This is a genomic window from Streptomyces sp. NPDC058534, from assembly GCF_042717365.1.
GTDB lineage: Bacteria > Actinomycetota > Actinomycetes > Streptomycetales > Streptomycetaceae > Streptomyces.
Map to the genome: position 1 here is coordinate 1 of NZ_JBHXNW010000113.1, position 22,252 is coordinate 22,252.

At 74.1% G+C, this 22,252-nt stretch carries 21 protein-coding genes and 1 pseudogene; 12 read left to right on the forward strand and 10 right to left on the reverse strand.

What is annotated here, in order from left to right:
* Nucleotides 1–90: 90 nt before the first annotated feature.
* Nucleotides 91–2,340: a hypothetical protein gene (locus ACFWR9_RS39690; protein ID WP_383851710.1), complete on the reverse strand. Its 2,250-nt coding sequence runs from the start codon at nt 2,338–2,340 to the stop codon at nt 91–93.
* Between the two features lie 404 nt (nt 2,341–2,744).
* On the opposite strand from ACFWR9_RS39690, the gene ACFWR9_RS39695 reads away from it, so the two are divergent.
* A complete protein-coding gene (locus ACFWR9_RS39695; RefSeq protein ID WP_383851659.1) occupies nt 2,745–3,569 on the forward strand; it encodes a DeoR/GlpR family DNA-binding transcription regulator in 825 nt (274 codons plus the stop codon).
* 646 nt (nt 3,570–4,215) lie between these two features.
* On the opposite strand, the gene ACFWR9_RS39700 is transcribed toward ACFWR9_RS39695, so the two are convergent.
* Complete coding sequence (locus ACFWR9_RS39700) at nt 4,216–5,340, reverse strand: PLP-dependent cysteine synthase family protein (protein ID WP_383851662.1); 1,125 nt, start codon at nt 5,338–5,340, stop codon at nt 4,216–4,218.
* A 268-nt stretch (nt 5,341–5,608) separates the two neighbouring features.
* Between ACFWR9_RS39700 and ACFWR9_RS39705 the strand changes: the two genes are divergently transcribed.
* Both ACFWR9_RS39705 and ACFWR9_RS39710 read left to right on the forward strand, forming a co-directional pair.
* Nucleotides 5,609–5,932, forward strand: a complete 324-nt coding sequence (locus ACFWR9_RS39705; protein WP_383851665.1) for a hypothetical protein — start codon at nt 5,609–5,611, stop codon at nt 5,930–5,932.
* Between the two features lie 184 nt (nt 5,933–6,116).
* Nucleotides 6,117–6,650 (forward strand): ATP-binding protein, encoded by a 534-nt coding sequence (locus tag ACFWR9_RS39710; protein ID WP_383851668.1) that lies wholly within the window; start codon nt 6,117–6,119, stop codon nt 6,648–6,650.
* A 122-nt stretch (nt 6,651–6,772) separates the two neighbouring features.
* Here ACFWR9_RS39710 and ACFWR9_RS39715 read toward each other — a convergent pair whose 3' ends face one another.
* The 3 genes from ACFWR9_RS39715 to ACFWR9_RS39725 are packed head-to-tail and all read right to left on the reverse strand — an operon-like array spanning nt 6,773 to nt 10,358.
* The gene (locus tag ACFWR9_RS39715) at nt 6,773–9,334 is read right to left on the reverse strand and encodes an ABC transporter permease (protein ID WP_383851671.1); all 2,562 of its coding nucleotides are present in this window, start codon (nt 9,332–9,334) and stop codon (nt 6,773–6,775) included.
* Nucleotides 9,331–10,080, reverse strand: a complete 750-nt coding sequence (locus ACFWR9_RS39720) for an ABC transporter ATP-binding protein (RefSeq protein ID WP_087810811.1) — start codon at nt 10,078–10,080, stop codon at nt 9,331–9,333. The genes ACFWR9_RS39715 and ACFWR9_RS39720 overlap by 4 nt, the downstream gene beginning before the upstream one ends.
* Nucleotides 10,077–10,358 (reverse strand): SHOCT domain-containing protein, encoded by a 282-nt coding sequence (locus ACFWR9_RS39725; RefSeq protein ID WP_383851675.1) that lies wholly within the window; start codon nt 10,356–10,358, stop codon nt 10,077–10,079. Before ACFWR9_RS39725 ends, ACFWR9_RS39720 begins: the two co-directional genes overlap by 4 nt.
* 201 nt (nt 10,359–10,559) lie before the next feature.
* Between ACFWR9_RS39725 and ACFWR9_RS39730 the strand changes: the two genes are divergently transcribed.
* The 5 genes and pseudogenes from ACFWR9_RS39730 to ACFWR9_RS39750 all read left to right on the forward strand — a co-directional run bounded on the left by ACFWR9_RS39730 (nt 10,560) and on the right by ACFWR9_RS39750 (nt 13,540).
* Nucleotides 10,560–11,135 carry a TetR/AcrR family transcriptional regulator gene (locus tag ACFWR9_RS39730; RefSeq protein WP_383851678.1) on the forward strand — a complete coding sequence of 192 codons (576 nt, stop codon included), beginning with the start codon at nt 10,560–10,562 and terminating at the stop codon, nt 11,133–11,135.
* A 13-nt stretch (nt 11,136–11,148) separates the two neighbouring features.
* Nucleotides 11,149–11,736 (forward strand): DUF4865 family protein, encoded by a 588-nt coding sequence (locus ACFWR9_RS39735; RefSeq protein ID WP_383851681.1) that lies wholly within the window; start codon nt 11,149–11,151, stop codon nt 11,734–11,736.
* A pseudogene (locus ACFWR9_RS39740) lies at nt 11,733–12,642 on the forward strand (phosphotriesterase). Before ACFWR9_RS39735 ends, ACFWR9_RS39740 begins: the two are co-directional and overlap by 4 nt.
* Before the next feature lie 110 nt (nt 12,643–12,752).
* Nucleotides 12,753–13,148, forward strand: coding sequence for a tautomerase family protein (locus ACFWR9_RS39745; RefSeq protein ID WP_383851683.1), 396 nt, complete (start codon nt 12,753–12,755; stop codon nt 13,146–13,148).
* Nucleotides 13,142–13,540: a VOC family protein gene (locus ACFWR9_RS39750; RefSeq protein ID WP_383851686.1), complete on the forward strand. Its 399-nt coding sequence runs from the start codon at nt 13,142–13,144 to the stop codon at nt 13,538–13,540. Before ACFWR9_RS39745 ends, ACFWR9_RS39750 begins: the two co-directional genes overlap by 7 nt.
* Nucleotides 13,541–13,559: 19 nt before the next feature.
* Here ACFWR9_RS39750 and ACFWR9_RS39755 read toward each other — a convergent pair whose 3' ends face one another.
* Both ACFWR9_RS39755 and ACFWR9_RS39760 read right to left on the reverse strand, forming a co-directional pair.
* Nucleotides 13,560–14,798 carry an ROK family protein gene (locus tag ACFWR9_RS39755; RefSeq protein WP_383851689.1) on the reverse strand — a complete coding sequence of 413 codons (1,239 nt, stop codon included), beginning with the start codon at nt 14,796–14,798 and terminating at the stop codon, nt 13,560–13,562.
* Nucleotides 14,799–14,835: 37 nt separating this feature from the next.
* Nucleotides 14,836–15,486, reverse strand: coding sequence for an alpha-ketoglutarate-dependent dioxygenase AlkB family protein (locus tag ACFWR9_RS39760; protein ID WP_383851692.1), 651 nt, complete (start codon nt 15,484–15,486; stop codon nt 14,836–14,838).
* A 222-nt stretch (nt 15,487–15,708) separates the two neighbouring features.
* Between ACFWR9_RS39760 and ACFWR9_RS39765 the strand changes: the two genes are divergently transcribed.
* Nucleotides 15,709–16,845, forward strand: a complete 1,137-nt coding sequence (locus ACFWR9_RS39765) for a methyltransferase (RefSeq protein WP_383851713.1) — start codon at nt 15,709–15,711, stop codon at nt 16,843–16,845.
* Here ACFWR9_RS39765 and ACFWR9_RS39770 read toward each other — a convergent pair.
* Together ACFWR9_RS39770 and ACFWR9_RS39775 are read right to left on the reverse strand one after the other, a co-directional pair.
* Nucleotides 16,835–17,695 carry a ketose-bisphosphate aldolase gene (locus ACFWR9_RS39770; RefSeq protein ID WP_383851694.1) on the reverse strand — a complete coding sequence of 287 codons (861 nt, stop codon included), beginning with the start codon at nt 17,693–17,695 and terminating at the stop codon, nt 16,835–16,837. The two genes, ACFWR9_RS39765 and ACFWR9_RS39770, sit on opposite strands and share 11 nt — an antisense overlap.
* A 105-nt stretch (nt 17,696–17,800) precedes the next feature.
* Nucleotides 17,801–18,682 (reverse strand): SIS domain-containing protein, encoded by an 882-nt coding sequence (locus tag ACFWR9_RS39775; protein ID WP_383851697.1) that lies wholly within the window; start codon nt 18,680–18,682, stop codon nt 17,801–17,803.
* Between the two features lie 130 nt (nt 18,683–18,812).
* On the opposite strand from ACFWR9_RS39775, the gene ACFWR9_RS39780 reads away from it, so the two are divergent.
* Nucleotides 18,813–19,598 carry a DeoR/GlpR family DNA-binding transcription regulator gene (locus tag ACFWR9_RS39780; protein ID WP_383851700.1) on the forward strand — a complete coding sequence of 262 codons (786 nt, stop codon included), beginning with the start codon at nt 18,813–18,815 and terminating at the stop codon, nt 19,596–19,598.
* Between the two features lie 65 nt (nt 19,599–19,663).
* Here ACFWR9_RS39780 and ACFWR9_RS39785 read toward each other — a convergent pair whose 3' ends face one another.
* A complete protein-coding gene (locus ACFWR9_RS39785) occupies nt 19,664–20,635 on the reverse strand; it encodes a hypothetical protein (RefSeq protein WP_383851702.1) in 972 nt (323 codons plus the stop codon).
* A gap of 209 nt (nt 20,636–20,844) precedes the next feature.
* On the opposite strand from ACFWR9_RS39785, the gene ACFWR9_RS39790 reads away from it, so the two are divergent.
* Both ACFWR9_RS39790 and ACFWR9_RS39795 read left to right on the forward strand, forming a co-directional pair.
* Complete coding sequence (locus ACFWR9_RS39790; RefSeq protein ID WP_383851705.1) at nt 20,845–21,159, forward strand: cation transporter; 315 nt, start codon at nt 20,845–20,847, stop codon at nt 21,157–21,159.
* A gap of 178 nt (nt 21,160–21,337) precedes the next feature.
* Nucleotides 21,338–22,027, forward strand: a complete 690-nt coding sequence (locus tag ACFWR9_RS39795; protein ID WP_383851707.1) for a phosphatase PAP2 family protein — start codon at nt 21,338–21,340, stop codon at nt 22,025–22,027.
* The last annotated feature ends 225 nt before the right edge of the window (nt 22,028–22,252 follow it).

A 22,252-nucleotide genomic window follows, 5' to 3' on the forward strand; every position in this document is an offset into this window, starting at 1 on the left:
GTACGAGGCTCTACGCCCGGCACGCCGAGAGCACGCACCTGACGCCGCGAGGCCGCCCTCCGGGCGACGACGGGAATTGTCAGACAGGCCCTAGCAGGCCCCGGACGCGTCGTCCGCCGCCGGAACGGACGCCGGGCCCCCGGTGTGACGGGGCGCCGGCACCTCCGGGCGGAGCCGGGCCAGCAGCCGCCCGCGCTCCTCGGCGAAGACCGGGTCGGCCTGGTAGTCGGAGTGGCCGAGGACCGGCGCGGGCAGCGGATGGAGTTCGGTGCGGCCGTACGTCAGCGGGTCCTTGAGGGGCGCGCAATCCACCGCGGGGCCCGAGTCGCCACGCAGCCGCACCGGTCCGCCGATGGGGTCGGTGCGGCGGTACAGGTTGCGCCAGCAGTCGACCTCCTGGTGCAGCGAAGCGAGCGCTGCCGGTCCGAAGTGGGCCGGGAACCAGCGGCCGTACAGCCGCTCAAGCGGGGAGCCGTAGGTGAGCAGGGCGACCCGTCTGCGGGCGGCCGGCTCCAGCTGCCAGGACGCTGCGGCGGCGAGGACGCTGCCCTGCGAGTGCCCGGAGATGACCAGCCGTCCGCCGGTGGCGCGGGTCCAGGTCGCCATCCGCCAGGTCAGGTCGGGCACGGCGCGCTCGGCGTAGCAGGGCGGTGCGAAGGGGTGGGCGGCGCGCGGCCAGAAGGTGCCGACGTCCCACAGGATGCCGATGGTGCGCCGCGCGGAGGCGTCCTTGTAGGCGCGCCTGCCCCAGGTCACGAACAGTATGAAGCCGAGGCCGATCAGCCAGGAGCCCAGCGCCTGCGCGGTCTGCGCGGCACCGTGCACGACGGCGTACGTCCCGCGCGCCGCCTCACCGGGCACCTGGTCGGTCGTCAGGGCACCCACCAGCGCCCCGGCGCCCAACAGCAGGGTGGCGGCGGAGGTGAGGGCGACGAGCAGCGGCGCCCGGTCGGTGAGGGTGGCCGTCGCGCGGGCCAGCGCGATGCGCCGGGTGCGCCCGGGGTCCCCGGCCTCCCCGGCGTGGTCGCCCTCCACGGCGTCCCGTTCGGCGCGGGCGAGGCCCCAGGTGTGCCGGGCCAGCGCGGCGCACAGCAGCAGCACGACGACGAGGAGCGGCGGGATGACGGACGCCTGCCAGGTCAGCAGGACGGGCGGGCCGTCCAGGAAGGTGCCGGTGCCGTCCATCCAGTCCGAGACGCGCTGGGCGACGCCGCCGGACATGAAGCCGCCCAGGGCGCAGGCCAGCATGACGACGGCGGGTCCGCCGAGGCCCCGGATCGCCGCGCGGGCGTCGGGGAGGCTGCGGTGGAGCAGGTGCGCGACCACGGCGAGGGCGATGACCAGCAGGCCCTGCGTCAGGGCGATGCCGCCGAAGGCCATGTCACCGGGCAGCCGGCCGGCCGACGCCCACCCCGGGCGGGCCCAGCCGCCGTACAGCAGGGTGAGGACGAACAGGACGAGGGCGGCGAGCGGCAGCCGCCGTACGAGGTGGCGGTCGAGTCGCCGGTCGAGGCGGTTCTCGCTGCGGCCCCTGCGGCAGACCACCACGACCACGGCGACGGCACCGGCGGCCAGTGCCCCCTGCAGGAGCCATCCCAGCGTGTCCAGCGCCGCGGGTCCGCCCGGCCGGCGGTCGAAGCGGGCCGCAGGCGCGCCGACCGCCACCGCGATGGTCAGCAGGCCGGCGGCGGTGTGCGCGGCGCGCAGCCGGGCGACCAGGCGGCGGCCGTACCAGAAGCCGGGCCGGCCGAGGGCGGTGTGGCCGGGCCCCTCCTCGGGGTCGGACTCGCGGTCCATCGGCTGCTGCGACTCGTACGCCCGCCAGGTGCGCAGCGACAGGTACCACAGCAGGCCGGTGAGGGCGGCGGGCACCGCGGCCGCGAGGGCGAGCCTGCGGCCGGGCGCGCTCCACCAGCCGCCGTCCGAGACCACCGGCGACAGGAAGCCCACCCAGGAGTGGCGCTCGGCGCACACGCGCGTGCCCGCGCACTGCCAGGCCACGAGGTCGAGCGCGACCTCGCAGGCGGCGGCGACCAGCAGCACCGTCAGGGTGAGCCCCGCGAGCCGCACCAGCAGCCCGTAGAGCCGGACCGTGCGGATCCGGCCGCTCGTGGCGGGCCGCATCCAGTGGGCGAGGTTGACCACCATGAACGGCAGGAGCAGCAGCCACAGGGCGCGGGTGCCGTTGCCGGAGGTGAGGTTGCACCAGACGTAGGCCTCGGGCACCGGCCGGCCGCGGTAGTCCTCGGGCCGGGACTCCGCGTCGACGTCCTCCGCGCGCCGGAAGACGGCCGCGACGTGGTCGCCGGTGATCCGCACGGTCCGCGGGTCGTCCAGCATCTCGGCGGGCGTGGTGCCGCCCACTCCGTGCACCAGGAGTTCCAGGGCGGTGCCGGATCTCCCGTCCCGCTGCTCGGCCTGTTCCACTGTCCGCACTCCCCCGTGACGCGCCGTCGGCTCTGTCCGTGCGGGCACAAGGATCTCCGTTCGGCGGGTTCCGCACACCCTTCGGCACGGAATCTCCCCGAACCGTGTGACAGGTGACGCCGCGCCGTGACGACACCGACCGACCGGGCTGGACCGGACCGGACTGGGGTGACATGTGCGCGACCGGCGGGCGGTGGCGCGGCCGGCGGCGCGGCGTGCGAGGATGGGACGTCCGCACACGGGTGCGGGGAGAAGTCCTCATCAGAGCGAGTGCGGCGGCGGGTCGGACGGTTTGCGGCGAAAGGACCGAAGCGTACGTGAGTGAGAATCCGAACCTCCTCGCGGAGCAGCGGCGCGCCCTGATCCTCGACGAGGTGCGCCGCCGGGGCGGGGTCCGGGTCAACGAGCTGACCCGCAAGCTCGGCGTGTCGGACATGACGGTCCGTCGTGACCTGGACGCGCTGGCCCGGCAGGGTGTGCTGGAGAAGGTGCACGGCGGCGCGGTCCCGGTGGCGGAGGCGAGCACGCACGAGCCGGGCTTCGAGGCCAAGTCGGGTCTGGAGCCGACGGCCAAGGAGGACATCGCGCGGGCCGCGGCGGAGCTGGTCGCGCCGGGCGCCGCGATCGCCCTGTCGGGCGGTACGACGACGTACGCGCTCGCGCACCGGCTGGTGGACGTGCCGGATCTGACGGTGGTCACGAACTCGGTGCGGGTGGCCGACGTGTTCCACGTGGCGCAGCGCACGTCCGGGGCCCGGCCGGGTGCGGCCACGGTGGTGCTCACCGGCGGGGTGCGCACGCCCTCGGACTCGCTGGTGGGCCCGGTGGCCGACCAGGCGATCGCCACGCTCCACTTCGACGTGCTCTTCCTCGGCGTGCACGGGATATCGGCCGAGGCCGGCCTGTCCACGCCGAACCTGGCGGAGGCCGAGACCAACCGGCGGCTGGTGCAGTCGGCGCGGCGTGTCGTGGTGGTCGCGGACCACACCAAATGGGGTGTCGTGGGCCTGAGTTCCTTCGCGACGCTGGAACAGGTGGACACGCTGGTGACCGACGGCGGCCTGTCGGCGGACGCCCGCGCGGAGGTCGCCGAGCACCTGGGGCTGGTCGTGGCGGGCGAGCCGGAACCGACGTCCGACTGATCCGGGGTACGCGGACGCCGCGGCGTCGGCTTTCACGGGCGCCCTGCCTCGGACTTCGCGGGCGCCCCAGTCCGAGCGTTCGCGGGCCGTCGGCCCAGGCGGTCATTGAGCGCACACGGCATCAGTTAACTCGATCGTGTGATGGTCGAGTTGAAAGCCGGCAGCTCCCCGGCTAAGGCTGGGTAGCATGGCCGTGCGATTTGGGACGCACAAGTGCGGCGCCGGCGTACGGGGCCCCGGTTCCACCAGAGAGATGGTTCAGGGCCTCCCCGTCTCCTTTGGCCACACCCATATGGCCAGGTCGTGAGGACTCCGCCCGCCCGGCTCGGACCACGGACGAGATCCGTGTCGCCGCCCGGGATGCGAAGGTGGACGACCAGTGCGCCCAGCACCGTTCGGGGCGTGCGGCTGAGCGAACTCCTGCTCAGTCTCCAGGAACGGTTGTGTCCATGGCTCACCGCCAGCGTCCGGTGAGGTTGGACTTCGCCCAGTAGGCATCCGTACGGCTCCGGTTTCGCCTACAGTGAGCCGACGCCACGTTGCCCCTCCCGCTCTCTTCAACCGCGCGTCCGAACGGGGAGGGCCTTCCGGCGCGCGGTCACCTCGCTGGACCGGTGGCTGAGGCGTCCGTAGTCGCGCGGCGGGGTCAGTCGGGCCAGGTGCCCGTGCGCAGCAGCGTCTCGATCGCCGCCGTGTACGGACCGATGTCGAGGCCCTGTTCGGCGAGCCACGTGTCCGAGTAGTACTTGTCGAGGTACCGGTCCCCCGGGTCGCACAGCAGCGTCACGACGCTCCCCCGGCGTCCCGCGGCCACCATCTCGGCGACGATCTTCAGCGCGCTCCACAGCCCGGTGCCCGTGGAACCGCCCGCCTTGCGGCCGATGGCGTGTTCCAGGGCGCGGACGGCCGCGACGCTCGCCGCGTCCGGGACCTTCATCATGCGGTCGATGGCGCCGGGCACGAAGCTCGGTTCCATCCGGGGCCTGCCGATGCCCTCGATCCGTGAGCCGCGGTCGCAGGCGACGTCCGGATCACCGGTGGTCCAGCCCTCGAAGAAACAGGAGTTCTCCGGGTCGGCGACACAGACACGGGTGTCGTACTGCATGTAGTGCACATAGCGCGCGAGCGTCGCCGAGGTGCCGCCGGTGCCGGCCGTGGCGACGATCCACGCCGGTTCGGGGAACCGTTCCAGCCGCAGCTGCCGGAAGATCGACTCGGCGATGTTGTTGTTGCCGCGCCAGTCGGTGGCACGTTCGGCGTAGGTGAACTGGTCCATGTAGTGGCCGCCGGTCTCGGCCGCGAGGCGGGCGGACTCCTCGTACATCCGGCGGGAGTCGTCCACGAAGTGGCACCGTCCGCCGTGGAACTCGATCAGGCGGATCTTCTCCGTGCTCGTCGTGCGCGGCATGACGGCGACGAAGGGCACGCCGACCAGCTTGGCGAAGTACGCCTCGGAGACGGCCGTGGAGCCGCTGGACGCCTCGATCACCGGGCGGTCGGGGCGGATCCAGCCGTTGCACAGGCCGTAGAGGAAGAGTGAGCGGGCGAGGCGGTGCTTGAGGCTGCCGGTCGGGTGGGTCGACTCGTCCTTGAGGTAGAGGTCGATGCCCCACCGCTCGGGGAGCGGGAAGAGGAGCAGGTGGGTGTCGGCCGAGCGGTTCGCGTCGGCCTGGACCTTGCGCACGGCCTCTTTCAGCCATGCCCGGTAGTCGGCGTCGGTGTGGTCGACGTCCAGGGTGGCGCCGGTGCGGGTCTGCGGGGTGGTGCTCACGAGGGGGCTCCTTACGCTGCGCGCCGACGGCGTGCCGGGCGGCCGACGCCTCGATCATAGACACCTTCCACACGCTTCTCACCTGCATAAACACACCTTTGGGCGCCTCAAAGGCACCCCTGGGGCGCGTCGGCCCGCACGGTGGGGGCGCATTCGCGCGAGTGCTCCGGCCGACCCCGGAAAGGGACGGTGCGTACTGGTGCTCGACGCGCGGTGCGGGCAGACTGCCAGCGGGCGGGACGACCGACGCGCGCGAGGGGGCGACGGCATGGCGGACCCGGAGTTCAGGGCCACGGGGGTGCGGATCGGCAAACGGCTGCGCTCGCTCACCCGGGCCGGGACGGTCCGGATCAGCGGTGGCAGGGTCGAGTTGCTCACCAGCTACGGCAGTGAGATCGACAGCGCGCCGGTGCAGGCGGTACGGGCCTCGCGACCCTGGTTCGCCCCGCACGACCGGGCCCTCGCCGACCTCAACGGCAAGCGGTACCTGCTGACACTCGGCGAGCGGGACCCCGCGCCGGGTGAGCCGGGCCCGCCCGCGGCCCGCCGTTTCATCGAGGCCGTGCACAGGGCGGCCGGACACCACCGTTGAGATGTCCGTAAGTTGCGGTGCCTCACCCCTTGCGTCACGCTGGTCTCACGTCACTCTGGGTTTACCGGCGATAACGCTGCGAACCAGCCCGCCGGCCATGACAGCAGGCGGCGGCGCGCCGCGTGCGCCCTGCTGGATCCGAACTCCGTGTTCTTCCGGACCTCTTTGTCGGGGAGTCGCAGCCGTGATCAGTCACCCAAGCAGACACTGCACGGTGGAGCTGCAAGCCCTGCCGTCGCGGATCGGCCAGGTCCGCAGAATCGTATCTGCGCAATTGCGCTACTGGCACATGCATGCCCTGATCGACCGGGCCTCGCTCGGCGTGACGGAGTTGCTGACCAACGTCCACCTGCACGCCCGGCCGGACAAGACGTGCACCGTGGAGATAGAGCTGCTGCTGGAGCGGCTCACCGTCTCGGTGCGCGACCACGATCCGCGCCTGCCCGTCGTGGACGACGCCGAGCCCCTCGCCACCTGCGGGCGGGGGCTCGCCATGGTGGCGGCGATGAGCGAGAGCTGGGGCGCCCGGCCGGACGGCGAGTCCGGCAAGGTCGTCTGGTTCACGCTGCCGACGTGCGCGGGCTTCGCTCCGGTCGCCGCGCGTCCGCCGCGCCGTCTGGTCGAGGAGGTGCCGGCCGCCGTGTTCGCTGAGGCCGAGCACGCGGTCGATCTCGGCAGTCCCCAACCCGCTCCCGCCCGGTCGGCCGTTGCCGGCTGACCGGGCGGTGACCCTTCGCTGCCGGGGGCCGTGCAGCGCGGGCTGGGTCCACGGCGGGGAGTGTGCCCGCGCGGCGTGACGTACGGCGCGTGCCCGCACGGAGTGACCCGGCGGGCGGGTCGCTACTCCGTGGCCACGGCGCGCAGTACGTCCAGGCGGGCCGCGCGGCGGGCCGGGCGGAGGCCGGCGAGGGCGCCGGCCGCGAGGCCGACCAGGGCCACCACCGCGAGCTGCACGGGCGGCACGGCGAAGGCGAAGGCGGTGTCCGAGGCGCCGTCGGACGCCGCCACGAGCACCCAGCCGAGGAAGGCGCCGAGGCCGAGTCCGCCGACCGTGCCGAAGGCGGCGACCAGGACGGACTCCCAGCGGACCATGGCCCGCAGTTGGGCCCGGGTCTGCCCGACGGCGCGCAGCAGGCCGAGTTCGCGGGTGCGCTCGTGGACCGCCAGGGTGAGCGTGTTGGCGATGCCGAGGAGTGCGATGAGCACCGCGAGGGCGAGCAGCGCGTAGACGAGGGTGAGCATCATGTCGATGCCGCCCGCCGAGGACTGCGCGTACTCGTCGCGGGTCTGCACCTCGGGGTTGCCGTACCGTTCGGCGACCTCTCCGACCGCCGCCTTGCCGGCGTCCGTGGACACGCCGTCCGCGAGGGCGACGGCCACCAGCGTGTCGGAGTCCTGCGTGCGGTGCGGGGCCCAGGCGGCGCGGGTGATGACGTAGTCGCCGGCGAGTTCGGACTGCCCGTAGAGCGCGCGGACGGTGAAGGTCTCGCTGCGTCCGTCGGTGAAGGTCAGGCGTGCCGTATCGCCGGTGGTCAGCCCCTGCTTCGCCGCCTCGCTCTCCGTGATCGCGATGCCGTCGGTGCCGAGGGAGCCGAGTGAACCGTGCACGGTGCCCAGGTCGAAGGTGCGCTCCAGCGCGACCGGGTCGGTGACGGTCAACGCCCGCCCGTCGCCGTCGACGTCCGCCACACCCCGGCCGAGGCCGACTGCGGTGTCCACCTCGGGCAGCCGCTCGACCGCGCCGGCCAGTCGCGGACTGAGGCCGCTGCCGCCCGCGCCGAAGGACGGGGCGCTGACGGCGACGTCGCCCGCGAAGGACCGGGAGACGGTCTGGTCCATGGTCGCCTTCAGCGAGGCTCCGAACACCGTGAACAGGGACACGACGGCCACCCCGATCATCAGCGCCCCGGCCGTGGCGGCCGTGCGCTTGGGGCTGCGCAGGGCGTTGCGCCGGGCGAGGACGCCGGTGACGCCGCGCAGCCGGTCCAGCGGTGCGCCGAGGACACGTACGGCGGTGGCCGAGGCGACCGGGCCGAGCACCACGAAGGCCGCCAGGGCCAGTACGCCGCCCAGTCCCGCCAGCCAGACCGACGGGGAGAGCAGGACTCCGCCCAGGGTCACCGCGAGGGCGAGCACCATGAGCGCCGTGCCGGTGACCGCGCGGGCGCGGGAGGCGCCGGACGTGTCGACGGCCGTCTCGCGCAGCGCGGCCAGGGGTGCGGTGCGGCCGGCCCGGGCGGCGGGCAGCAGGGCCGAGCCGAGGCAGACCACGACGCCGACGGCGAGCGGGAGCAGCATCGACAGGGCGCCGATCACCAACGCGCCCTCGGGGAAGGGGAACCCGATCGCCGGGAACAGTGCCTGGAGTCCGGCCGCGATGCCGATGCCGGCGGCGAGTCCCGCGGCGGACGCGGTCACGGCCACGACGGCCGCCTCGACGAGGGTGGCGGCGGTGATCTGACGCCGGGAGGCGCCGAGCGCCCGCAACAGGGCGTTCTCGCGGGTGCGCTGGGCGACCACGATGGCGAAGGTGTTGTGGATCGAGAAGGTCGCGACCAGCAGGGCGATGCCGGAGAAGACGAGCAGGAAGGTCGTGAACAGGGTCAGGAACTGACTGGAGATCATGTCGGTGTTCTCCGCGGCCGACTCCTCACCGGTGATGGCCTCGACGCCACCCGGCAGTACGGGGGTCAGCCGGTCGACGAGTTCCTGCTGGCCGACGCCGGGACCGGCGCGCACCTGGATGCTCGCCGCCTGGCCCGGACGCGCGGTGAGGTACTTCTCCGCGTCGGCCCGCGTCATGCCGGTGAACGTCACCTGGGCCATGCCGTCCTCGCCGCCGAAGGTCGCGAGGCCGACGACGGTGACCTCGACCGGGTCGGGCGTGCGCAGGGTCGTCGTGTCGCCGATGGCGAGGCCGCCCCGCTCGGCGGTGCCCCGGTTGACGACGACCTCGCCGGACTTCTGCGGGACGCGGCCCTCGGCGAGGCGGTACGGGTTCAGCTCGGGGTCGGTGATCCAGTTGCCGGCCAGGGTGGGCGGGCCCTGGCCGCCGATCGGGTCGCCGTCCGCGCCGACGAGCTGGCCCGCGCCCTGGATGCTGGGGGCGGCGGCCGCGACGCCGGGTACCCGCTCGACCGTCTTCACCAGGTCGGTGGAGACGGGCTGCCGTACGCCCTGGCTCTCGCCCGGCGTGGTGATGGCGTCCGCGCTGCGCACCACGGCGTCCGTGCCGCCGCTGGCGTTGCCGAACATGGTGTCGAAGCTCGCGCGGAGCGTGTCGCCCATGACCAGGGTGCCGGTCAGGAAGGCGACGCCGAGGACGACGGCGAGGAACGTCCCGGCGAAACGCCGCTTGTGGGCCCGCAGCGAGGAGACGCTGAGGCGGACGGAGGCGTTCATGACGGCACCTCGAAGGCTTTCATCCGGTCCAGGACCTTGTCGGCGGTCGGGGCGTCCATGCGGTCGACGAGGCGTCCGTCCGCGAGGAAGACGACCTCGTCCGCGTGGGCGGCCGCGACCGGGTCGTGGGTGACCATGACGACCGTGCGGCCGGTCTGCCGCACGGTGCGGCCGAGGAGGCCGAGCACCTCGCCGCCGGAGCGGGAGTCGAGGTTTCCGGTGGGTTCGTCGGCGAAGACCACGTCCGGCTGTCCGGCGAAGGCGCGGGCCACTGCGACGCGCTGCTGCTGTCCGCCGGAGAGTTCGGCCGGACGGTGGTGGAGGCGGTCGCGCAGTCCGACGACGTCGATCAGCGCGTCGACCCACTCGGTGTCGCCGCGGCGGCCCGCGAGGTCGAGCGGGAGGGTGATGTTCTCGGCGACGGTCAGCGTCGGGACCAGGTTGAAGGCCTGGAACACGAAGCCGACCCGGTCGCGGCGCAGCAGTGTCAGCCGTCGGTCGTCGAGGGTGCTCAGGTCGGTGTCGCCGATGCGGGCGGTGCCCGAGGTGAGCGTGTCCAGTCCGGCGGCGCAGTGCATCAGGGTCGACTTGCCGGAGCCCGAGGGCCCCATGATCGCCGTGAAGCGGCCGGCCGGGAAGTCCACGCTCACCCCGTCCAGGGCGCGTACGGCGGTGTCGCCACCGCCGTACACCTTCACGGCGTCGACGACCCGGGCGGCGGCCCTGGTGACGGTCGTCGTGGTCATGCCGCACCGCCCTTGCGGGTCCGGCCGAACTGCTCGTCCAGCACGGAGAGCCGGCGCCAGTACTCGTCCTCGTCGATCTCGCCGGAGGCGAAGCGGTGGCCGAGTACGGCGATGGGCGAGTTGTCCTCGACGGGGGGCCGCCACGGTCCGCGGCGCCCGCGCCAGACGGTGCGGCGCAGCAGGGTGATGCCGGCGCCGATGGCCAGCGCCCAGATCAGCGGGAAGAACAGGATCCAGGGGCCGGGCCCGCCGTCGCCGAAGTGTGCCAGGGTCTCCATGTCGTCCAACTCCTCGGTAGCGATGTCCTTCGTGTCGCTTCCGAGCGTCGCCCCCGGGGTGGGTCCCGGTCGTCGTACGGCCAGCGGCACTGTCCGTACCCCGCGGGGAGTACGTGTGCCGTCCGGGCCTGCTTCCTCCCCCGCCGGAGTCCGGTGTCCTGCGCCTCGACCTCTGTAACTACTAGTATGTACAGTGAGTGCATGAGCACCTCGGAGCGACTGATCGAGTCCACCCGCGAGCTGTTGTGGGAGCGGGGATACGTGGGGACCAGCCCCAAGGCGATCCTGGAGCGGGCCGGCGCCGGGCAGGGCAGCATGTACCACCACTTCAAGGGCGGAAAGCCCGATCTCGCGCTGGCCGCGATCCGGCGGACCGCCGAGGAGATGCGGGCCACCGCCGGGGGAGTACTGGACGGTCCGGGAACGCCGTACGAGCGGATCGCGGCCTATCTGCGGCGCGAGCGCGAGGTGCTGCGCGGCTGCCCGGTGGGGCGGCTGACCATGGACCCGGACGTGATCGCCGACGACGCCCTGCGCGCGCCCGTCGACGAGACGCTCGACTGGCTCAGGGAGCACATCGCCCGGATCGTCGAGGAGGGCAGGGAGCAGGGCGAGTTCACGCCCTCACTGGACGGCGAGGAGATCGCGGCGGCCGTCGTCGCGACCGTCCAGGGCGGTTACGTCCTCGCCCGCGCGTCCGGCTCGCCCACCGCGTTCGACGCCGCGGTCCGGGGACTGCTGGCCCTGCTGGCCCCGCACGACGCCCCCGCCCGGTAAGGAGTCCGCGCCGATGCACGCCATGCAGTACGAGTTCACCCTGCCCGCCGACTACCCGATGGACGTCATCCGGGCGCGGGTCGCCCGCACCGGGCACCTGCTGGACGACTGGCCCGGTCTCGGCGCCAAGGCGTATCTGATGCGGGAGCGCGGGGTGCACGGTTCGCCGGTCAACCAGTACGCGCCGTTCTACCTGTGGCACACCGTGGAGGGCATGAACTCCTTCCTCTGGGAGGGCCCCTTCCAGCGGCCCACCGACGACTTCGGCCGGCCCGCGGTCCGGCAGTGGACGGGCCTGGCCTACGAGGAGGGCGGCGCCGCCCGCTCCCCCGCGCGGGTGGCGATACGACGCCGGCGGCCGGTGCCGGAGGGGGTGGCCCTGTCGGAGGCGGCGGCGGAGGCGGTGCGGGAGACCGGGCGACTGGCGGCCGGGGACGGCGTGGTGCTCGCGGCGGCGGTCGTGGACACCGGCCGCTGGGAGCTGGTCCACTTCTCGCTGCACGCCGACGAGGCGCCGGACGGGGTGGAGGGCGAGGTCTTCCAGGTGCTGCACGTGTCGGCACCGGAGCGGGAGCGGCTGCCCCGGGGGCGCCAGTGGTGACCGCCGCCGTCCGCACCGTCCTCGGGGACGTGCCGCCAGGGGAGTTGGGCGTGTGCGACGCGCACGACCACCTGTTCTTCGCCGGCCCCCGGCTCCCCGGTGAGGAGTTGCACAGTGTGCCGGCGGCACGGGCCGAACTGGCCGCGTTCCGTGAGCAGGGCGGCGGGACCGTGGTCCAGTGGACGCCGTACGGTCTGGGCCGCAGGGCCGCCGACCTGCCGGCGTTGTCCCGCGAGACCGGAGTGCACCTGGTGGCCGCCACGGGGCTGCACCAGGATCTCCACTACGGCGAGTCGACGCTCGCCGAGCTGCGGGGCCGGCCCCCCGAGGTCTTCGTCGCCGAACTCACCGAGGGCATCGGCACGTCGGGCGTCCGCGCGGGGCCCGTCAAGGTCGCGGGCGGCTTCCACACGCTCCACGCGCACGCGCGGTGGGCCATGTCGGCGGCGGCCGGGGCGCACCACGCGACGGGGGCGCCGATCGCCGTGCACCTGGAACCGGGGACCGGTGCGCTTGACGTACTGGAGCTGCTGTGCGGCGAGTTGGGCGTGCCGCCGCGGCGGGTGATTCGGCCACCTCAACCGCTCCCCCGATCCCGTGGTGCACCGGCAGGCCGCCGCCTCGGGGTGCTATCTGGCCTTCGACGGGCCGTCGCGGGCCCACCACGCCACCGACTGGCGGATGCCGGACGCCGTACGGGCGCTCGCCGACGCCGGCCACGGCGACCAGGTCCTGCTCGGCGGCGACACGACAACGGCCGCCGCCCGGTGGGTCGACGGCGGCCCTGGGATGCCCCATCTGCTGCGCCGGGTGGCGCCCCGGCCGGCGCTCGCCGTGGGCGAGGACCTGGTGCGGCGCGTCCTGACCGACAACCCCGCGCGGGCGTTCGCCGTGGAGTGGCGCTGACCCGGGCACCCGATAGCACCCGACACTCCGACCCGCCAAACCCCTGAACCACCGAGCCACCGAGCCACCGAGCCACCGAGCCACCCTCTGCCCGAACGGGAGATGCCCGCATGCCCTTCGTCCGCATAGACGCCCACGGCACCGACGCCGACCGCCTCGACGCGCTCGGCCGCGCCGTCCACGACGCCCTGGTCGAGACGCTCGGCATCCCGCACGACGACCGGTTCCAGGTCCTCACCGCTCACGACGGCGCCCGCGGCGCGCTGCGGTACGACGACTACCTCGGGGTGCACCGGGACGAGGGCATCGTCTTCGTGGCGATCACGCTCCGCGCGGGCCGGACGACCGGGCGGAAGCAGGCGCTGTACCGCCGGATCGCCGAACTCGCCGAGGCCTACGCGGGTACCGAACCCCGGAACGTCTTCGTCACCCTCACCGAGAACGGCTCCGCCGACTGGTCGCTCGGCCACGGGATCGCCCAGTACGTAGGCTCGGGCACATGTTGAGACTCGGTATCCCCGTCATCGGCGTCACGGACGTGCCCCGCGCGGAGGCGTTCTGGACGACGGCGCTCGATCTGGTCGCCACGGAGGAGTGGCGGAGCGAGACCTGGCGCACGCTCAACCGCGCCGACGGCTCCGGGCGGGCGCTCGCTCTGATGCGCAGCGAGTCGCCGGCCGAGCCGCGCCCCCGTCTCCACCTGGACCTCTTCACGGACTCGGCGGAGGAACAACGGACGGAGGTGCGGCGGCTGGTCGGCCTCGGCGCGCGGGAGGTCGACTGGGACCTCTATCCGCCCGACCCCGACTTCGTCGTCCTCGCGGACCCGGACGGCAACGTCTTCTGCGTGGTCGACCTGAGCAACGCCCCCAGCGGAGGCGACCGGCCGACGCCCTGAGCCGTCCGCCCGCCCGGCCCTAGACCAGCGCGCCCAGCGGGTCGTCCAGGACCGGCTGCCAGGCCAACTCGGCGGCGCCGACCAGGCTGTTGTGGTCCAGGCCGCACGGCAGGATGGGCACGCCGCCGCTCTGGCCCCACAGGCTGCGGTCGGCGACGACCGCGCGCAGCCGCTCGGGGTCGGCGTCGAGGAGGGCGCGGTGGAGTCCGCCGAGGATGATGCGGTCCGGGTTGAGGATGTTCACCAGGCCCGCGAGACCCAGGCCGAGGCGGTCGATGAGGGCCTCGGTGGCGGTGCGGACGGCCGGGTCGGTGTAGTGGTCGCGGATCAGGTCGTAGGACTGCTGGAGCAGGGACACCTCGGGCCCCGGCTCGCGGCCGGCCGTCGTGAGGAAGGCCAGCGGGTCGGCCTCCACGTCCAGGCAGCCGCGGCTGCCGCAGTGGCAGGGGCGGCCCTCGGGGTTGACGGCGAGATGGCCGACCTCCAGGGCCAGACCCGAACTCCCCATGTGCAGGCGGCCGTCGAGGACGAGGGCGCCGCCGACGCCCCGGTGGCCGGTGGCCACGCACAGCAGGTCGCGCGCACCGCGCCCGGCGCCGTGCCGGTGTTCGGCGAGGGCCGCGAGGTTGACGTCGTTCGCGGCGAACGCGGGCCCTTCGATACCGGCGGCGCGCACCTGCTCGGCGAAGATCCGCCGCACGGGCGCGCCCGCGGGCCAGGCCAGGTGCAGCGGGTTCAGGGCCAGGCCCTCCGGTTCCGCGACGGCGGACGGCACGGCGAGCCCCGCGCCGACACAGCGCCGCCCGGTCTCCCGCAACAGCTCCGCGCCCGCCTCGACGACGGAGCCGAGCACCTTCGCCGGATCGGCGTCGACGACCTCGCAGCCGGGCGCGGTGGCCACGATCCGGCCGCCGAGACCGACCAGGGCCGCGCGGAAGCCGTCGGCGTGGACCTGGGCGGCGAGCGCGACGGGGCCGTCCTCGGCGACCGCGAGGCGGTGCGAGGGGCGGCCCTGCGAACCGGCCGCCGCCCCGGGCCTGGCGTCGACCCGGATCAGGCCGAGCGCCTCCAGTTCGGCGGCGACGGCGCCGGCCGTGGCCCGGGTCACGCCGAGTTCCGCGGTGAGGACGGCCCTGGTGGGGGCGCGTCCGGTGTGCACGAGCTCCAACGCGGGTCCGAGCGCACCGCGCCCCCGCTCCAGCCGCGTCCTGGAGGTGGTCCCTTCCCCCGCCGCCCGGGGGTCCGCCTTGCCGCTCATGGAGGGGAGTCTCCCATGATCCGCAGGTATGGCGTGCCTAGAGGCCGCTGACCCTGAGCGTGATGTTCAGCCGTCCGGTGAGCCCCAACTCGGGCGGTGCGGTGCCCGCGTGCACCCTGGGCACGCCGTGGTACGCGAGCCGGGAGGGCCCGCCGAAGACGAACAGGTCGCCGCTGCGCAGTTCGACGTCGGTGTAGGGGCGGGTCCGGGTCTCCGGGTTGCCGAAGCGGAAGACGCAGGTGTCGCCGAGGCTCAGGGAGACCACGGGCGCGTCGGAGCGCTCGTCGGCGTCGCGGTGCATGCCCATGCGGGCGTCGGCGTCGTAGAAGTTGACCAGTGCGATGTCGTACGGCGCGTCCTCCGCCGCGCCGGCGCCCAGCGCGTCGGTCACCGCGCTGCGGCCCAGCTCGCCGAGCCAGGCCGGGAAGGGCTTCACGGGCGTACCGTCGCCGTCGACGACGGTGCGGGCGTAGGCGTACGGGTGCCAGTGCCGGCCGAGACAGACCTGCCGGGCGGTCATGGTGCCGCCGCCGGGGGTGTGGACCGTGCGCAGTCCCGCCGGGGGGCGGGCCCACTCGCGGCAGGCGTGCAGCAGCTCGCGCTGCCGTCCGGGCGTCAGCCAGTCCGGCACGTGGACGGCGCCGGGCGCGGTCTCGGTACGGCTCCTGGGGAACAGCTCGGCCTCCATGTCCCCATCCTGCCCGCGTCGCGCCCGGTCCGCGCCAGGGCCTGTCCGGCGGATCAGGGCGCGGGAACGAAGGCACCCGATCATCGGAAGCGAGCGGGGTCTGGTGGTCCGCAGAGGGCGTGCCGGAGCCCGCGTCCGCGGCATGATCCGCCGGACCGGCCCCAGGGGCCTGAGCTGCGGCTCGGTTAGCCTGGGCACACGATGAACGACCGCAGTGACCGTATGACGACGCCATGGGGCGAGCAGGTGCTGACCCGCTTCCCCGAGGACCCGCGCGACCGGCTCCGGGCCTGGGACGCCTCCGACGAGTATCTGCTCGGGCACCTCGCGGAGCGGGAGGTCCCGCTGACCGGCACGGTCGTGGTGCTCGGGGACCGCTGGGGGGCGCTGGCGACGGCGCTGGCGGGCCACCGGCCGGTGCAGATCACCGACTCCCACCTCACCCGGGAGGCGACTCGCGTCAACCTGGAACGGGCCGGCGCCGAGCCCGGCGGCGTGCGCCTGCTGACCACGCAGGACCCTCCGCCGGACCGCGTCGACGTGCTGCTGGTGCGGGTGCCCAAGAGCCTGGCGCTGCTGGAGGACCAGTTGCTGCGGCTGGCGCCCGCGCTGCACGAGGGCACGGTCGTCGTCGGCGCCGGGATGGTCAAGGAGATCCACACCTCGACGCTCCGGCTGTTCGAGCGGATCGTGGGCCCGACCAGGACCTCGTTGGCCGTGAAGAAGGCCCGGCTGATCTTCGCCACGCCCGACCCCGCCCTGCGGCGGCCGGCCAATCCCTGGCCGCTCACCTACCGGCTCCCCGACGACGTCGGTCCGCTGCTCTCCGGCCGGGCCGTCGTCAACCACGCCGGCGTGTTCTGCGCCGACCGGCTGGACGTCGGCACCCGGTTCTTCCTCCAGCACCTGCCGACGGCCGGCGGCGCCCGCCGGGTGGTGGACCTGGGCTGTGGCAACGGTGTGGTCGGTACGGCGATGGCGCTGGCCGACCCCGGGGCGGAGGTGCTGTTCACCGACGAGTCGTTCCAGGCCGCGGCCTCGGCGGAGGCGACGTACAAGGCGAACGGGGCGACGGGACAGGCGGAGTTCCGGGTGGGCGACGGGCTGGCCGGGGTGCCCGACGGCAGTGTCGACCTGGTGCTCAACAACCCGCCCTTCCACTCCCACCAGGCGACGACCGACGCCACGGCGTGGCGGATGTTCACCGGGGCGCGGCGCGCGCTGCGCCCCGGCGGCGAGCTGTGGGTGGTCGGCAACCGGCATCTGGGCTACCACGTCAAGCTGAAGCGCCTGTTCGGCAACAGTGACCTGGTGGCGAGCGACAGCCGGTTCGTGGTGCTGAGGGCCGTCAGGACGTAGGGCCGGCGACCACCTGGATGATCGTCGCCACCGTCCGTGCCATGGCCTCCCTTCCGGCGGTGAGGTAGCCCCGCGAGTCGGCCGCGTCGGGGCGGGCGGCGAGGTGCTCCCGGATCGCGCCGGTCATGGCGATGTTGAGGGCGGTGCCGACGTTGACCTTGGCGATGCCGCCCGCGACGGCCGCGGCGAGTTCGGGGTCCGGGACGCCGGAGGAGCCGTGCAGGACGAGCGGGACGTCCAGGGCGCTCGACAGTTCCTTCAGCAGGTCGTGGTCGAGGGCCGCGGTGCGGGTGGTCATCGCGTGGGAGCTGCCGACGGCGACGGCCAGGGCGTCCACGCCGGATTCGGCGACGTAGGCGCGCGCCTCGGCGGGGTCGGTGCGGGCCCCGGGGGCGTGGGCGTCGAGCGGCGCCGCGCCGTTCTTGCCGCCGACCTCCCCCAGTTCGGCCTCGATCCACAGCCCCTGGGCGTGCGCCCAGCCGGCGGCGGCCCTGGTGGCCGCGAGGTTCTCCGCGTACGGCAGCCGGGAGGCGTCGTACATGACGGAGCTGAAGCCGGCGTCCCGTGCCTGGCGCAGCAGGCCGTCGCTCTGGACATGGTCGAGGTGCAGGGCGACGGGCACGGCGGCGCCCTCGGCGGCGGCGACGGCCGCGGCCGCCAGGGGCAGCAGGCGGCCGTAGCGGTACTTCACGGCGTTCTCGCTGACCTGGAGCACGACGGGCATGCGCACGGACTCGGCGCCGGCGATGACGGCCTCGATGTGTTCCAGGGTGATGATGTTGAAGGCGGCTACGGCGGAGCGTGCGGCCGCGGCGCGGCCGACCAGGTCGCCGGTGCTGGCGAGGGGCACGGTCTCTCCCTTCCCGGGCGTCGGGGCACGGGTGTCGGGGGCGGGTGTCGGGGACGGGTGTCGAGTGCGCGCGGCGGGTGCGCGCGCCGGGTGCGCGCGGCGGCGTCAGGGGGCGAGGATCACCGAGCGGGTGAGGTGGCGCGGGCGGTCCGGGTCGAGGCCGCGGGCCGCGGCGACGGCGACCGCGAGCCGCTGGGCGCGGACCAGTTCGGCGAGCGGGTCCAGCTCCCCCGGCACCCACATCGCGCCGGTGTCGCGGACCTGGTCGGCCAGTCCCTCGGGTGCCTCGCCGAACATCCAGGTGGCCGTGCCGGCGGTGCTGATGCTGATGGGCCCGTGTCGATACTCCATCGCCGGGTAGGCCTCGGTCCAGGACAGGGAGGCCTCGCGCATCTTCAGGCCGGCCTCGTTGGCCAGTCCGACGGTCCAGTCCCGGCCGAGGAAGGTGAACTGGGTGCGCTCGACCAGCCCTTCGGGCAGCGCGGCGGCGAGCGCCGTGCGGGCGTCGGCGACGACGGCGTCGGTGTGCAGGCCCAGGTGGGCGCGGAGCAGGGTGAGGGCGGTGGTCGCGAACCGGGTCTGGACGACCGACCGTTCGTCGGCGAAGTCGAGGACGACCACGTCGTCGGCGGCGGCCATGACCGGCGTCTCCGGGTCCGCGGTGAGCGCGACGGTACGGGTGCGGCCCTTCAACTCCGCGAGCAGCTCCAGCACTTCGGTGGTGGTGCCGGAGCGGGTGAGGGCGACGACCCGGTCGTACGCGCGTCCCCGCGGGAACTCGGAGGCGGCGAACGCGTCCGTCTCGCCCTGGCCCGCGCCCTCGCGCAGCGCCGCCACCGACTGCGCCATGAAGTACGAGGTGCCGCATCCGACGACGGCCACCCGCTCGCCCGTCGCGGGCAGCGCCGCCGCGTGCCCCGCCGCCTCCGCGGCGGCGCGTGTCCAGCACTCGGGCTGGCTGTTGAGCTCGTCCTCGACATGCGTCATGCCGCACACTCCCCGATCGACCGATCTGATTGTTCCTGCAAGATATAGCGAGCTTTCGAGCACAATCAAGCAATTCGGGGAAGTGAACCGTGCGCTAGGGTCGGCGGGAGATCGAGGAACGGAGGCGCGGATGTCGCGCGACGCCCGCTGGAAGGCGCTGCTGGAACTGCTCGTGGAGCGGGGCCGGCTGGACGTCGAGGAGGCGGCGACCGAGCTGGAGGTCTCGGCGGCGACGATCCGCCGTGACTTCGACCGGCTCGCCGAGCAGCAGATGCTCGTGCGCACGCGCGGTGGCGCGGTCGTGCACGGGGTGTCGTACGAGCTGCCGCTGCGCTACAAGACCGCCCGCCGCGCCTCGGAGAAGCAGCGCGTCGCACAGGCGGTCGCCGCCCTGGTGGCGCCCGGAGAGGCGGTGGGACTGACCGGGGGCACGACCACCACGGAGGTGGCGCGCGCCCTTGCCGTGCGCGCCGACCTGGCCGCCGGGACGCCCGCGCTGACGGTGGTCACCAACGCGCTCAACATCGCCAACGAGCTGGCCGTCCGGCCGCAGTTCAAGATCGTGGTGACCGGCGGAGTGGCCCGGGCGCAGTCGTACGAGCTGATCGGGCCGCTCGCGGACGGCGTGCTGGGACAGGTGACGCTCGACGTGGCGGTGCTGGGTGTCGTCGCCTTCGACGCCGCGCACGGTGCGGCGGCACACGACGAGGCGGAGGCGGCGATCAACCGGGTGCTGTGTGAGCGCGCCGAGCGTGTGGTGGTGGCCGCCGACTCCAGCAAGCTGGGCCGGCGGGCGTTCGCCCGGATCTGCGCGACGGAGTCGGTGGACACGCTGGTCACGGACGCCTCGGCCGACCCGGAGCTGGTGCGGCAGTTCGAGGAGGCGGGGGTCCGGGTGGTGACGGCCGGCTCGTAGGAGCGGTTCGCCGGAGCCTCAGTGCCCGTCGCCGTGCCTCAGTGCCCGTGCCCCGTCGCCGTGCCTCAGTACCCGTGCCCGTCGCCGTGTTCGGTCGGCGAGGAGGGCGCCGGTTCCGCCGCGTCCGGCGCCGCTCCGGCCCGCACGGTGAAGGCGGCGGTGTGGACCTCGCCCCGGTGCCGGAAGTCCAGGAAGAGGCGGTAGGCGCCGTCGCTTGGCGCGGTGGCCGTGAAGGAGATGTCCGGGCCGGGCCTGGTGGTCCCGTCGCCGAGCTCGCCGCCCGGATGGACGTGCAGGTAGGCGAGGTCACCGGAGCGCAGGGCGACCAGGTGGCCGTAGGCGCCGAGATAGGGCTGGAGGTCGTTGACGGGTTCGCCGTCGCGGGACACCTCGAACTTCAGCTCGCTCGCTTTGCCGGGGCGCAGGGACCCGGCGAGTTCGACCTGGTAACCGTCGGTCCTGGCAGTGCCGTTGAGGGCCGGCATCCGCGCGGGCTCGTAGCGGCCGGAGGCGGCGAGGTCGACACCGAGGGTGAGGTTCTCGGCGCCCTTGCCCGCCGGAGTGAAGTCGGCGAAGACGCGGTAGCCGCCCGCGCGAGGCAGGTCGACGGGCGTGCTCCAGGTGCCGTCGGCGGCGCGGGTGGGGTGCAGGTGGCGGTAGGTGACCAGGTCGCGTGAGGCCACGATGAGGTGGAGTTCCTTGTCGTGCTCGCGCTGGTACGCGGTGACGGCCCGGCCGCTCGCGTCCCGGACCGCGAAGCGCAGCTCGGCACGCTCACCGGCGCTGACGCGCGGGGTGGCGAGGTCGAGGGTGTAGCCCTTCTCGGAGACCTGGAGTCCGCCGGGCGGGGTGCTCTCGTGTCCCCCGTGGCCGCCGCCCTCCGGCTCCCGGGGCGCCGGCCCGCCGTGCTCGTCGTGGGGCGCGGGCGGGGCGCCCTCCTCGACGACGGGGTCCACTCCCAGGCCGACGCCGTAGGCGGTGCCGAAGGTCGCGGCGAGTGCGGCGGCGAACGCGGTGATCCTCAGTCCGGTGCGCATGGCGGTCGTCTCCTCGGGTTCCGGGCCTCCGGCTCACACGGCGCGGGCGGAGGCTTTTCCTGCATTTCACAATACCCCCGGGGGGTAGTGAGTCAAGCGGGATGAACGCTTGCTTTCAATACCCCCTCTGGGTATATATGAATGGAGGGAGGATACCCCCTACCCGTATGGGCCACTCAGCACGCGCCGCGCACTCGTCAGGAGCAGCCATGACCACCGGTACGACCATCGCACCGGCCGGGGTGGAACTCGCCATCGGCGGCATGACCTGCGCTTCATGTGCCGCCCGGATCGAGAAGAAGCTGAACCGGATGGACGGGGTCAGCGCCACCGTCAATTACGCGACGGAGAAGGCCAAGGTCAGTTACGGGGGTGAGGTGTCCGTACCGGACCTGATCGCCGCGCTGCCGCTCGCCGCGGCCGGACTCCTCAACCCGATGATCGCCGGTGCGGCCATGGCCTTCTCCTCGGTCTTCGTCGTCGCCAACTCGCTGCGCCTGCGGTCCTTCCGGGCCGCCGGCTGAGCGGCGACCACCACGCCGGGTGCGGCGTCGGCTCAGCGGAACAGCCCGGCCCCGTTCCACGTACGTTCCACGTCCCCCGGACGGGCCCCGCCGACGCGCCGAGGGCACGGAGGCGGACCAGGATGGTACGGCGACGGACCACGCCCGGTACGCCGGCCGGCCCACGGAGCGGGAGCCGATGACCGAACCGACCAACGCCGACGAGGACACCGGCGGCCCGCCGGACCCGCTGCCCGCTCCCCGACGGGCCCCCGGTCGGGCCCTCGCCGCCGTGCTCGGTGACCTGCGGGCCGTCGACGGCGCGCTGTACGCGGCGGTCGCCGCCACTTCCACGCCCACCCTCGACCGGGCGCTGCGCCGCCTCTCCCACGCCGCGGACCATTCGAAGGTCTCCCTCGGGATCGCCGCCGCCCTCGCCCTGAGCGGCGCGCGGGCGCGCCGGGCCGCACTCGTCGGGGCCGGGGCGGTCGCCGTGGCCTCGGCCTCGACGAACCTGCTGGGCAAGCGGCTGGTGCGCAGGGCGCGGCCTGACCGGGAGTCGGCGCGGGTGACCGTGGACCGGTACGTGCCCATGCCCGCGTCGGCGTCCTTCCCGTCAGGGCACACGGCCGCGGCGGTCGCGTTCGCCACGGCCGTCGGCGTCGTGCTGCCCGCCGCCGCCGTACCCCTGGGCGCGCTGGCGAGCGCCGTCGGCTACTCCCGGGTCCACACCGGCGTGCACTACCCCGGCGATGTCGCCGCGGGCGCCGTCGTGGGCATGGCCAGCGCCGCCGCCGCGCCGGCCGCGGCAGCCGCCGCCCCGGTCTCGGGCGTGCGGTCGGTCTACTCGGCGACGACGGCGCCGCCGACCACCGTCGGCCCCGGGTAGTCGCTCGGGGTAGTCGCTCGGGGTAGTCGCTCCGGGGGCCGGATACCCAAGCACCCGCCTTCCGGCGCGGCCAGCGTTTGCGGGGTCGGCATGCTGCTGGTCGACTGTCGCGGGGGGGGGGGGGGGGGGAATCGAAGCCGGCGCCGGTGTGCCGGTCCCATCCGCCTCCCCCACCGGAAGTGGTCCAAGCGTTAGTTACCCCCACACATCGAACCTGTGACACCG

Excerpts from the sequence above, each read along its gene's own strand:
- ACFWR9_RS39690 (WP_383851710.1), bottom strand. The coding sequence starts at position 2,340 with ATGCTGGACGACCCGCGGACCGTGCGGATCACCGGCGACCACGTCGCG.
- ACFWR9_RS39705 (WP_383851665.1), top strand. The coding sequence starts at position 5,609 with ATGGCGGACCCGGAGTTCAGGGCCACGGGGGTGCGGATCGGCAAACGG.
- ACFWR9_RS39715 (WP_383851671.1), bottom strand. The coding sequence starts at position 9,334 with ATGAACGCCTCCGTCCGCCTCAGCGTCTCCTCGCTGCGGGCCCACAAG.
- ACFWR9_RS39720 (WP_087810811.1), bottom strand. The coding sequence starts at position 10,080 with ATGACCACGACGACCGTCACCAGGGCCGCCGCCCGGGTCGTCGACGCC.
- ACFWR9_RS39725 (WP_383851675.1), bottom strand. The coding sequence starts at position 10,358 with ATGGAGACCCTGGCACACTTCGGCGACGGCGGGCCCGGCCCCTGGATC.
- ACFWR9_RS39730 (WP_383851678.1), top strand. The coding sequence starts at position 10,560 with ATGAGCACCTCGGAGCGACTGATCGAGTCCACCCGCGAGCTGTTGTGG.
- ACFWR9_RS39735 (WP_383851681.1), top strand. The coding sequence starts at position 11,149 with ATGCACGCCATGCAGTACGAGTTCACCCTGCCCGCCGACTACCCGATG.
- ACFWR9_RS39745 (WP_383851683.1), top strand. The coding sequence starts at position 12,753 with ATGCCCTTCGTCCGCATAGACGCCCACGGCACCGACGCCGACCGCCTC.
- ACFWR9_RS39750 (WP_383851686.1), top strand. The coding sequence starts at position 13,142 with ATGTTGAGACTCGGTATCCCCGTCATCGGCGTCACGGACGTGCCCCGC.
- ACFWR9_RS39755 (WP_383851689.1), bottom strand. The coding sequence starts at position 14,798 with ATGAGCGGCAAGGCGGACCCCCGGGCGGCGGGGGAAGGGACCACCTCC.
- ACFWR9_RS39760 (WP_383851692.1), bottom strand. The coding sequence starts at position 15,486 with ATGGAGGCCGAGCTGTTCCCCAGGAGCCGTACCGAGACCGCGCCCGGC.
- ACFWR9_RS39765 (WP_383851713.1), top strand. The coding sequence starts at position 15,709 with ATGACGACGCCATGGGGCGAGCAGGTGCTGACCCGCTTCCCCGAGGAC.
- ACFWR9_RS39775 (WP_383851697.1), bottom strand. The coding sequence starts at position 18,682 with ATGACGCATGTCGAGGACGAGCTCAACAGCCAGCCCGAGTGCTGGACA.
- ACFWR9_RS39780 (WP_383851700.1), top strand. The coding sequence starts at position 18,813 with ATGTCGCGCGACGCCCGCTGGAAGGCGCTGCTGGAACTGCTCGTGGAG.
- ACFWR9_RS39785 (WP_383851702.1), bottom strand. The coding sequence starts at position 20,635 with ATGCGCACCGGACTGAGGATCACCGCGTTCGCCGCCGCACTCGCCGCG.
- ACFWR9_RS39790 (WP_383851705.1), top strand. The coding sequence starts at position 20,845 with ATGACCACCGGTACGACCATCGCACCGGCCGGGGTGGAACTCGCCATC.
- ACFWR9_RS39795 (WP_383851707.1), top strand. The coding sequence starts at position 21,338 with ATGACCGAACCGACCAACGCCGACGAGGACACCGGCGGCCCGCCGGAC.